Source organism: Aeromonas sp. ASNIH8, assembly GCF_002919855.1.
Classification (GTDB): domain Bacteria; phylum Pseudomonadota; class Gammaproteobacteria; order Enterobacterales; family Aeromonadaceae; genus Aeromonas; species Aeromonas caviae.
Map to the genome: position 1 here is coordinate 162,267 of NZ_PQLN01000001.1, position 10,448 is coordinate 172,714.

General features: G+C 59.9%; 7 protein-coding genes, 1 tRNA gene and 3 rRNA genes. All 11 read right to left on the bottom strand.

The features are described 5' to 3' along the window. Positions 1-14: 14 nt before the first annotated feature. Positions 15-986, bottom strand: a complete 972-nt coding sequence (locus C3418_RS00740; protein ID WP_048209180.1) for a bile acid:sodium symporter family protein — start codon at positions 984-986, stop codon at positions 15-17. Positions 987-1,259: 273 nt separating this feature from the next. Further along, positions 1,260-2,705 (bottom strand): amino acid permease, encoded by a 1,446-nt coding sequence (locus C3418_RS00745; protein ID WP_103857795.1) that lies wholly within the window; start codon positions 2,703-2,705, stop codon positions 1,260-1,262. Between the two features lie 167 nt (positions 2,706-2,872). Then, on the bottom strand, positions 2,873-3,211 hold the full coding sequence (locus C3418_RS00750; RefSeq protein WP_005342042.1) for a tRNA-binding protein: 339 nt from the start codon (positions 3,209-3,211) through the stop codon (positions 2,873-2,875). Between the two features lie 62 nt (positions 3,212-3,273). Then, the gene (locus C3418_RS00755) at positions 3,274-4,719 is read right to left on the bottom strand and encodes an amino acid permease (RefSeq protein ID WP_103857796.1); all 1,446 of its coding nucleotides are present in this window, start codon (positions 4,717-4,719) and stop codon (positions 3,274-3,276) included. Positions 4,720-4,821: 102 nt separating this feature from the next. Beyond that, positions 4,822-5,277, bottom strand: a complete 456-nt coding sequence (locus tag C3418_RS00760; protein ID WP_103857797.1) for a beta-galactosidase subunit beta — start codon at positions 5,275-5,277, stop codon at positions 4,822-4,824. Next, a complete protein-coding gene (gene ebgA, locus C3418_RS00765; RefSeq protein WP_103857798.1) occupies positions 5,274-8,348 on the bottom strand; it encodes a beta-galactosidase subunit alpha in 3,075 nt (1,024 codons plus the stop codon). Before ebgA ends, C3418_RS00760 begins: the two co-directional genes overlap by 4 nt. Before the next feature lie 321 nt (positions 8,349-8,669). Further along, on the bottom strand, positions 8,670-9,635 hold the full coding sequence (gene ebgR, locus C3418_RS00770) for a transcriptional regulator EbgR (protein ID WP_041214116.1): 966 nt from the start codon (positions 9,633-9,635) through the stop codon (positions 8,670-8,672). Between the two features lie 164 nt (positions 9,636-9,799). Continuing rightward, positions 9,800-9,914: ribosomal RNA gene (rrf, locus tag C3418_RS00775) — 5S ribosomal RNA — on the bottom strand. Between the two features lie 22 nt (positions 9,915-9,936). Beyond that, positions 9,937-10,012, bottom strand: a tRNA-Thr gene (locus C3418_RS00780). Between the two features lie 47 nt (positions 10,013-10,059). After that, positions 10,060-10,174 (bottom strand): 5S ribosomal RNA (rrf, locus tag C3418_RS00785). Between the two features lie 83 nt (positions 10,175-10,257). Next, positions 10,258-10,448: ribosomal RNA gene (locus C3418_RS24490) — 23S ribosomal RNA — on the bottom strand; the annotation flags it as partial.

A 10,448-nucleotide genomic window follows, 5' to 3' on the forward strand; every position in this document is an offset into this window, starting at 1 on the left:
TTTATCCGGACCGCTTACCCCTCCTGTACCTGGGGCACCACCTCCTGCTCGCGGTAGCGGCGGGCCAGCACGGCGCACACCATCAGCTGGATCTGGTGGAAGATCATCAGCGGCAGCACCATGACACCGACGCTGGCGGCGGGGAACATGACGTTGGCCATGGGCACCCCGTTGGCCAGGCTCTTCTTGGAGCCACAGAAGACGATGGTGATCTCGTCCGCCCTGTTGAAACCGAGGCGACGGCTGATCCAGACGTTCCACCCCAGCACCAGTGCCAGCAGCACGCAGCTCAGCAGCACGATACTGGCCAAATCATACCAGCCGACCTGGTGCCAGATCCCCTGCACCACCGCCTCGCTGAAGGCCACATAGACCACCAGCAGGATGGAGCTCTGGTCCAGCTTGCCGATGAGTGGCCGGTGGCTGTCGACCCAGCGACCGATGAGGGGGCGTGACAGGTGGCCCACCACGAAGGGCAGCATCAGCTGCACCATGATGGCCTGAATGGAGTGCCAGGTATCGACCCCCTCCCCCTGCACATTGATCATCAGCCCTACCAACACCGGCGAGAGGAAGATGCCGAGGATGCTGGAGGCCGAGGCGCTGCACACCGCCGCCGACACATTGCCCCCCGCCATGGAGGTGAAGGCAATGGCCGATTGCACGGTGGCGGGCAGGGCGCACAGGTAGAGGAAGCCGAGATAGATAGCCGGGCTCAGCCACTGGGGCACCAGGGGCGTGAGCAGCAGCCCCAGCAGCGGGAAGAGCAGGAAGGTGCTCGCCATCACCACCAGGTGCAGCCGCCAGTGGCCGAGGCCCGCCAGCAGGTTCTGGCGCGACAGCTTGGCACCATGCATGAAGAAGAGCAGCGCCACCGCCAGCTTGGTCAGCAGACCAAACCAGACGGCCACCTGCCCCTCGCAGGGGAAGAAGGAGGCCAGGGCCACCACGGCAATCAGCACAGAGGTAAAAGGATCCAGACGCACGGAGAGTCTCCAGAGAAAGCGCGTCCCGCACGGGATGGGGACGACAGGGCACGGGGAAGGCGTCATCAGACTGCGACCCCGGATACGAAGGGACAAGCTTACCCCGAACACCCTGTGGTGCAAAGTTGAGCGGCAGCTTCATTTGTTTCATTTTGTTAAACGATAACGCGCATTCTCACAGCAAAACTAAACGAGTTTGCCCCTCCGGCCCCGGATCCGGCCAACAAAAAACGGGCGACCCTGGTCGCCCGCCTCCTGTTTGCCACATGCCGATCAGCGCTGGCTGGCGAGGGTGTCGCTGCCCGCTTTCTTCTCGTTGCCACCTGACTTGCGGGCCTGCCGTTTCTCGAAGCGGGAGATCCACCAGTAGGCCAGCGCCGAGAAGACCGCGGTCATGAAGACGTTGATGAAGAAGGCGCGCACCAGATCCACCCCGCTCGGGAAGGCGGAGGCGCTCATGCTCACCACGAAGATGGCGATCAACACAGACACCACGCCCATCCCGAAGGTGCGCGACCCCATGCGAAACTCGCGCGGGGTGTCGTCATGTTTCCAGCGGAACACGAAGTAGGCCACCATGATGAAGATCGGCGGCAGCATGGCGGTACCGGCGGTGAGGTTGATGGCGGTGTTCATCATCTGCTGCACCGATTCCGAGCCGAACCCGTTGACCACCAGCATCGCGAACACGAAGACAAACTGCCACCAGGCGGCGCGCACCGGCACGCCGTGCTCGTTGAGTTGGGTGGTCTTCTCGCCGTAAACCCCCTGCGGGATCTCGGAGAAGTGGATCTTCACCGGCGCCGAGGTCCACATCATCATGGAGCCGAACATGGCGATGAACAGCACCACGCCGACGAAGCGGCCCACCAGCGCCTCGGAGAGCCCGAAATACTGCGCCATGCCGGTGAAGATCTCCACCATCCCGCCGGCATAGGTGAGGCTCTCGCGCGGCACGAACACGTTCACCAGCAGGGAACCGACCGCATACATGGCACCGATGACGATACCGGCACTGATGATCACCTTGATGAAGGACTTCTGGCCCCCCTTCACGTCATTGAGGTAGGCCGCCGCCGTTTCGGCACCGCCCGCCGCCTGGAAGATCCAGCACATGATGCCGAGCGTCGCCCAGTTGACGGTGGGAGTCATCGCCTCCAGCGTGATGGGCTGGGCTGGCACATGATCCCCACTCAGGGCCATCAGGGCGCCCAGCACATAGATGGCGAACAGGGCAAACACCCCGTAGGCCACTATTTCGGCAATCTTGCCAAGCCAGCTCGCCCCCTTGGTGGAGATGTGGGTCGCCGCCGCAAACAGCACGATGGAGATGACTGAGGTGACCATGGGCGAGAAGCTGTACTCATAGCCCAGCATGGCGTAGGAGGCGTAGGCGATGACGTTGGGCAGCAGGGAGACGAACCAGAACAGGTTCACGAACCAGTAGAGAAACGAGCCCAGATAGGCCATCCGGGTGCCGAGCGGCTTTTTCAGCCAGTCGTACATCCCCGACTCGGAGTTTTTGTTGGCCGAGACGAACTCGGCAATGATGAAGACGAACGGGATGAAGTAGACGATGGTCGCCAGCAGGAAGATGGGGGCGGAGCTGAGCCCCAGCTCGATGTTGTTGTTGACGATGTTGCGCACGTTGAACACGGCGGCAAAGGTCATCGACAACAAGGCAAACTTGCCTATGGTGCCGCGTACGGATTCAGACATGGTGTCCTCCAGTGGACTTGCGCTCCCTGCGGGTAACGCTGTGACTCTGTGATGTGTTCGGCAAGGGTCTGTCGGCCCCGCACTTTACTCTCTTGTTATGATCGGGCCGCGTGGACGGCCTCGCTGGTGAACCGGTGCAATCTCACCGCACCGGCTCGCAATCTCAGTCAGACGATCGGGGTGCCCGGCGCCATCGGCACCCGCGGCTGCAACAGCACGCTCTGGCTCTCGTCCGGGGTCTCGGCGCACAGCAACATGCACTCGGATCGCTCACCGCGCATTTTGGTGGGCTTGAGGTTGGTCAGTACCACCACCTCGCTGCCCATCAGCTCCTCTTCGCTGTAGTAAGGCACCAGACTGGTGACAGTCTGCAGCGGCCGCTCGCCCCCCACGTCGATCTGGACGATGTAGAGTTTGTCGGCCCCGGGGTGACGCACCACCTCCAACACCTTGCCCACCTTCATCTCGACCCGTTTGAATTCGGCAAACTCGATCGTCTCGCTCATGCTCTTTTCCTTTTCTGGTTCAACGGTTTGCGGGTGGCCAACGGCCACCCGGTTTGATGGGGTCATGACGGCTGGATGACGACCTGCGCCGTCGGCTCGGCCTCTTTCGCGCGCGCCTCTGCGCTGAGGGAGGCCTCGTATCGGTTGTATTTCCACCAGGCGAAGCCGAGGAAAATCACGATCCCGCCGACGTTGTAGAAGATGATGGTCATGATGTCGGCGCCGGTCGGGAAGGTGGAGGCGAGGAAGCCCACCGAGAAGAGGACGATCAGCACCGACACCACGGCGATGCCAGTGGTGCGCGAACCCATCTTGAAATCCCGCGGCAGGTGGTCGAGCTTCAGCCGCAGATTGAGGTAGGCCAGCATGATGAACAGCGGCGGCAGCATGGAGGCGGCAGCGGTCATGTTGATGACGGTGTTCATCAGATCCTGCGCTGTGTTGGAGCCCAGAGTCGGGATCACCATCAGCGGCAGCACGATGAGGTACTGGATCCAGGCTGCGCGGGCGGGCACACCGTTCTCGTTCAGCTCGACCGTCTTCTTGCCGAAGATGCCGGCCGGGATCTCGGAGAAGAAGATCTTCACCGGGGTCGCCGTCCACATCAGCAGGGAGCCGAACATGGCGGTGAAGGAGACCAGACCCACGAAGCGGTTCATCAGGATCTCCGGCAGGCCGAAGTAAGCCGCCAGCCCCTCGAACACCTGCACCGAGCCGCCGGTATATTTCAGGGTGTCGCTGTGGACGAACACGTTGATCAAAAGCGATGCGATGGAGTAGAGCACCCCGATAAAGATCCCGGCGACGATGATCACCTTCACGAAGGATTTGGAGCCCCCTTTCACGTCATTGACGTAGACCGCCACCGACTCGGCGCCACCGGCTGCCATAAAGATCCAGGTGGTGATGCCGAGGAAGGCCCAGCTGAAATCGGGGACCATGGCCTCGACCGTGATGGGGTCGGCTGGCTGCACGCCGCCCACCAGTGCCGCACCTGCCAGCAGAATGTAGGAGAGGGTCAGCAGCAGCATCAGGGACGAGGTCACCGAGGTGATGGGGCCCAGCATCTTGGCGCCGTTGGTGGAGACGTAGGTGGCAAAGGCAAACAGCACCATGCTCAAGGCCGTGGTCGCCACCGGGGTGAGAATGTACTCGTAGCCGAGGAAGGCATAGGAGGCGTAGGCGATGACCCGCGGCAGCAAGGAGGTGAAGAAGAAGAGGTTCACGAACCAGTAGGTGTAGGCGGAGATGAAGGCCCAGCGACCGCCGAGGGAGCTCTTCACCCAGGCATACACCCCCGCTTCGGAGTTTTTGTTCAGTGACACAAACTCCGCAATGATCAGGCAAAACGGAATGAAGTAAAAAATGGTGGCCAGAAAGAACATCGGGGCCGAGGCCAGACCGATCTCGATGTTGTTGTTGATGACGTTGTTGAAGCTGAATACCGCCGCGAAGGTGAGCGACAGCAGACCAAACTTGCCTATCGTATTGCGTTTGGAATCAGACATGGTGCATCTCCAGACCTGTAGTTATCTCGCGAATGGGCGGGGCATGATGTGTAGGGCGAGCCCCGCCCTTCCGGCTTTTGTCAGTGCAGAACCGGCGGCTTGTTATTTGTTTTTGAAGTAGCCGCCTTCGACGGTGACCTTGATGATCACCTTGTGCACCGGGCTGTCGCCTGCGAACCGGTAAGCCTCGTCGTTCTCGAAGATCACCACCTGCCCGTTGCCGACCTGCTGGCGCTCACGCACCTCGCCTGCCAGCCACTCGCGGTCTGTGGTGTCGTCATAGGCCTGCTCGACCGCCAGCTCCGACTTGAGGGCCCACTCCACCGTCTCTGCTCCTTCCAGGTAGTAGTGAACGTCGAAGTAGCGGCGCTGCCCCTCGAACAACGAGGTGGCCGGGCTGGCCCCCTCCTGCAAGCGGTAGGTGAGGGAGTCACCGATGGAGTGGCAGATTCCGGGCTTGAGGTTCGGCAGGTTGTTGATGGCCTCCACGCAGCGGCCCCACTTCTTGCCCTCTCGGTAGATGTTTTTGAACAGGGTCAGGTTGTCCAGGGTGATCATGCGAGGTTCCTCCCGCCGTTGATGGTGAGATCGAGCCCGGCCAGCGCAGCCGGATTGAGGTTGCCACGGGAGATGGGCAGCAGGGTCAAACCGAAGCTGAACGGCTCGAAGCGCACCCGCCAGGAGTCCAGTACCTCGGATCCCCAGGAGTTGGAGCCGAGCCCCAGTACCTTGTGATCCAGATTGAGGGTGAGATAACCACTCGGCTCCAGCTCATTGATGTGCTGCGCCGCGTGGATATGCTCCCAGCTGTAGGGCCAGACGCTCAGGTTGATGGGGGCATCGGGTCGCACGTAGAGACCGGCGCCGTGACGGTTGGTTAGGGTCGCCCAGCGCACCTGCTGGCGGTTGCCGTTATCCTGTGGGAAGGGGTAGTGCTCCCACATCTCGCCGACTGTGCTCTGGAAGCTGTCGATCCAGTTGCTCTGGCGGCTGTCCTGATAGTTCTCGTCCGGCCCCATACCGTAGTAGTGCACCCGGTCGAGATCCTGACGAATGCCCAGCTCGAAGCCGATCTTGGGAATGATGTCGTCATAACCGCCGTAGGGCTGACCGGACAGTGCCACGTGCAGCTGACCGTTCGGGCTCAGGGTGTAGACGTAGCGGCAGCGCATACCGAAGTCGAACACCGGCGGCGCGATCAGGCTCTCGACCGTCACCTCGACCGCCTCGCCCAGCTGACGCCAGCTTAAGGTGCGGAAGTGCTCCTGCATGATCTGCAGGTGGTTCGGGTGCCACAGGCTCTCGTACTCCTGCTTGTGGTTGTCGATCATCGGCTTGAAGAAGGTGAGGCGCGGGGCTCGCTCGATAAGCTCATTACCATCCTGCTGCCAGCTCACCAGCTTGCCGTCGAGGCGTGAGAAGCGCAGGGCGAAGCCGCTGCCGCTCAAGGTCAGCGCGAGCCGCTCGTCGGCAATCTGCAATGGGGTGGCATTGGGATTGGCAAAGGGCTGCAACTGACGAGTCGACTCTTTCAGCTGGAACTGGTACTGACCCAGTTCGTGCTCCGCCGCGCTGTAACGGGTGGCAGTGGCCTTGATGACCCGCAGCTGGACGAAGGTTTCCCGCCCATCAAGGGATGGCAGCTCGAGTTGCAGCTCAGTGGTGGCACCGGGAGCAACCCCTTCCAGCCGGATTTGCTGGCTGGCCAGCAGCTCGCCCTCGGCCTTCACTTCGACCAGCAGGCGGATATCGTCGAGAGTGGAGAACCAGTAGCGGTTTTCCACCGCCAGCTTGCCGCTCGCCAGATCCAGCGCCCGCACCTTGACCGGACAGATCACCTGCTTGTATTCGCGCAGGCCAGGCCCTGGGGTCTGATCCGGATAGATGAGGCCATCCATGCAGAAGTTGTAGTTGTTGGGGTAATCACCATAGTCACCGCCGTACTTGTAAACGGGGCGCCCCTGCTCGTCCTGATCCAGAATGCCGTGATCGCACCACTCCCAGATGTAGTGGCCTTGAATGTGGGGATGACGGTCGAACACCTGCTGATATTCGCTGAGGCCACCCGGGCCGTTGCCCATGGCGTGGGCGTATTCGCAGAGGATGCGCGGCTTCGCCATCGGGAACTCGCCGAAGCAGTTCATCTGGGAGACACGGGAATACATGGTGCTCACCACATCCACCACCTCGGCATCGCGATCCTCTTCGTAGTGCACCAGCCGGGTCGGGTCGATCCCCTTGCAGCGCTGGTACATGGATCTGATGTTGCAGCCGTAGCCGGACTCGTTGCCGAGCGACCAGATGATGATGGAGGGGTGGTTTTTCTGGGCGTGTACGTGGCGCTCTATGCGATCCACGAACACCGGCTCCCAGAAGGGATCGTCGGTGATGCGGCTGAGATCGCCGACGTTGGCAAAACCGTGAGTCTCCACGTCGGTCTCCGCCATCACGAACAGACCGTACTGGTCGCACAGCTCGTAGAAGCGAGGATCGTTCGGGTAGTGGGCGGTACGTACCGAGTTGAGGTTGTGCTGCTTCATCAGCACGATATCGCGTTCAACACGATCCATGCCGACCGCACGGCTCTTGAGGTGGTCGTTGTCGTGGCGGTTCACCCCGTGCAACTTGAGGTAGTGGCCATTGACGTAAAAGAGGCCATCCTTGACCTTGATCTCACGCACCCCGACCCGCTGCGGGATCACTTCCAGCAGCTCACCCCGACCGTTGTAGAGGGAGAGTTGCAGCTGGTAGAGGTAAGGATCTTCGGCGCTCCACAGATGGGGATTGGCCAGATCCAGCGTGAAGCGGCAATCACACTTGCCGTCGATGGCGAGATGGTCGAGGGAGCCGCTGGCGATCTCGCTGCCCTGATCCAGCAGGGACCAAACCAGACGGTGATCACGGGCGGCCGCCCCCAGGTTCTCGAGCTGGATATCGCAGCTCAGGGTAGCGCTCTGATTGTCATCGGCCAGCGCGGTGCGGATGAAGAAGTCCTGCACATGGGCGGCCGGTTTGCCCACCAGATAGACGTCGCGGAAGATCCCCGCCATCCACCACATGTCCTGATCTTCGATATAGGTGGAGTCAGCCCACTGCATCACCCGCACCGACAGCAGGTTCTCGCCAACCTTGGCGTAGGCGCTTATATCGAACTCGGCGGTGAGACGACTCCCCTTGCTGAAGCCGACGTAGTGGCCGTTCACATAGACCTCGAAGTAGGTCTCCACCCCGTCAAACTTGATGATCACCTGCTCGCCGTCCCAGGCAGGGCTCAGCGTGAAGCTGCGCTGATAGGCGCCGGTGGGGTTGTTGGTCGGCACGAAGGGCACATCGATGGGGAAGGGAAAACCTTCGTCGGTGTACTGCAGCTGGCCATGCCCTTCCATCTGCCACATGTTGGGCACGGTGATCTGGCCCCACTCGCTCATGGGGCTGTGATAGAAGGCCTCCGGCACCTGCAAGGGGTGGTCGAAGTAGTGGAACTGCCACTGACCGCTCAGGCTCAGAAAACGGCGGCTCAGCTCCCGCTGCATGGTGGCCGCCAGCGCGTGGTCGGCATAAGAGAAGAAGTAGGCGCGCGGAGCCAGCCTGTTTTCACCAACGAATTGGACGTTTTCCCAGTTATTCACATGTCCTCCCGGAACAAGGCAACGTTAACTGGGTAAACTCTAGATAAACATTTACTAAATATCAGTTCTGAATAGGTAAAGTTTTAACCTGATCACAATGAACAGATGGTTTTGTGAGCGAGATCAGAAGCGGGAGATAAAGGAGAGCAAGATATGAATGAGTGGCATGGATGTTGATAGCAGTGGGCTGAACTGTAATGAAATTAATTATAAAACAATATGATATGAGTTTGCTGGAAGAGATGGGAAAGAGATTTGCTTGGGAGATGTGTCGCACCACCGCAAGATGGCGCGACTAAAAACATAGATGTTTTACTAAAATTATCGTGTAGTACCGCGCAGAGTCAATTTGCTCGGTACCAGCACCCGCAGCGGGATATCCCGCTCGTCACGCAGCCGTTCAACCAGCAGGTTGACCCCCTGGGAGCCCATCAACTCGGAGTGGATCCGCACCGTTGAGAGCGGCGGGAAGGTGAACTTGGCGGTCGGAATATCGTTGACGCTGATAAGCTCGATCTGCTGGGGAATCGCCAATCCCTTCTCGTGGATGGCACGCAGCACGCCGATGGCGATGGAGTCGGAGGCGACAAACAGTGCCCTGGGCCAGTCGCCAGCCAGCATCTCCTTCGCCAGCTTGTAGCCGGAAGCGCTGGAGAAGTCTCCGCGATAGAGGTCGCTCTCCTGCACCACCCCAAGCCGCTGGCCATAATCGCGAAAGGCGAGTTCCCGCAGATCCGGGCCATCATCCTGGCCACCGATATAGCCGATGCGCTGATGGCCCTCGGCGATGAAGAAGTCCACTACCTGCTGGCTGATGAGTGCCAGATCCACGTCAATCGAGTCAAAATCGCCCTGAGAGCGGCAATCCACGAACACCAGCTGGGCAGACAGGCCGCGCAGCACGGCCAGCCGTTCTTCCGGCAGATGGCCGATGACCAGGATGCCATCGACGGCAGAGAGCTCACGCCCCTCGGCACCGTTGTAGCAGTGGGCCAGCTCGATGTTGAGGCGGGTGCACTGGGTCTCGATACCGTAGCGGATGGCCAGATAGTAGGGATCGTTGACCTCGGTGCTCTGGGGATAGGCGTAGACAGCCAGGAGCTGCAGCTTGCTCTTGTGCACCCCTTTGCGGGCGCTGCTGGTCTTGTACTCCAGCCGCTCAGCAATCTCGAAGATCTTCTGCCTGGTCTCGTCCTTGACGCTCAGGCTGGGATCCTCGTTCAGCACACGGGATACGGTAGCAAGCGATACCCCCGCCTCCTGTGCAATTTCCTTCAACGTAGCCATCAATACCTCGCAGGCAGCATCACGTGTTCATCGGGCAACGGCTAAAGAGTAACGAGCAATCCCTTGATAGCCCAGCATTTTTACTGAAATAGAAGCAGGGAATTGAGGCGGGAGGACAGAAATGAAAAAAGGCCTCCCGTATGGGAGGCCTCTTCTGAATAGGTGCCTGACAGTGTCCTACTCTCGCATGGCGAATGCCACACTACCATCGGCGCTACCGCGTTTCACTTCTGAGTTCGGCATGGGATCAGGTGGTTCCACGGCGCTATTGCCGTCAGGCAAAAGCTGTACTGCTTGAAAATGGTGCTGATACCCAGAATCGAACTGGGGACCTCATCCTTACCAAGGATGCGCTCTACCGACTGAGCCATATCAGCACACTAACCGGTAAAGACCACGCTCAATGCGTAATCTAAAATTGGGTGCCTAGCAGTGTCCTACTCTCGCATGGCGAATGCCACACTACCATCGGCGCTACAGCGTTTCACTTCTGAGTTCGGCATGGGGTCAGGTGGTTCCACTGCGCTATTGCCGCCAGGCAAAATCTTCAATCTGAAAAAGCTGATTTAGTTATTCGTTCTCGGTATCTGCTACAAGTCTCTGAACACTTCTTGGGTGTTGTATGGTTAAGCCTCACGGGTAATTAGTATGGGTTAGCTCAACGTATCGCTACGCTTACACACCCCACCTATCAACGTTGTGGTCTCCAACGGCCCTTTAGGACCCTCAAGGGGTCAGGGATGACTCATCTCAGGGCTCGCTTCCCGCTTAGATGCTTTCAGCGGTTATCGATTCCGAACTTAGCTACCCGAA

Bases quoted from the DNA above. Each gene is read 5' to 3' on its own strand.
- ebgR (WP_041214116.1), bottom strand. From the start codon at position 9,635: ATGGCTACGTTGAAGGAAATTGCACAGGAGGCGGGGGTATCGCTTGCT.
- C3418_RS00745 (WP_103857795.1), bottom strand. From the start codon at position 2,705: ATGTCTGAATCCGTACGCGGCACCATAGGCAAGTTTGCCTTGTTGTCG.
- C3418_RS00750 (WP_005342042.1), bottom strand. From the start codon at position 3,211: ATGAGCGAGACGATCGAGTTTGCCGAATTCAAACGGGTCGAGATGAAG.
- C3418_RS00755 (WP_103857796.1), bottom strand. From the start codon at position 4,719: ATGTCTGATTCCAAACGCAATACGATAGGCAAGTTTGGTCTGCTGTCG.
- C3418_RS00760 (WP_103857797.1), bottom strand. From the start codon at position 5,277: ATGATCACCCTGGACAACCTGACCCTGTTCAAAAACATCTACCGAGAG.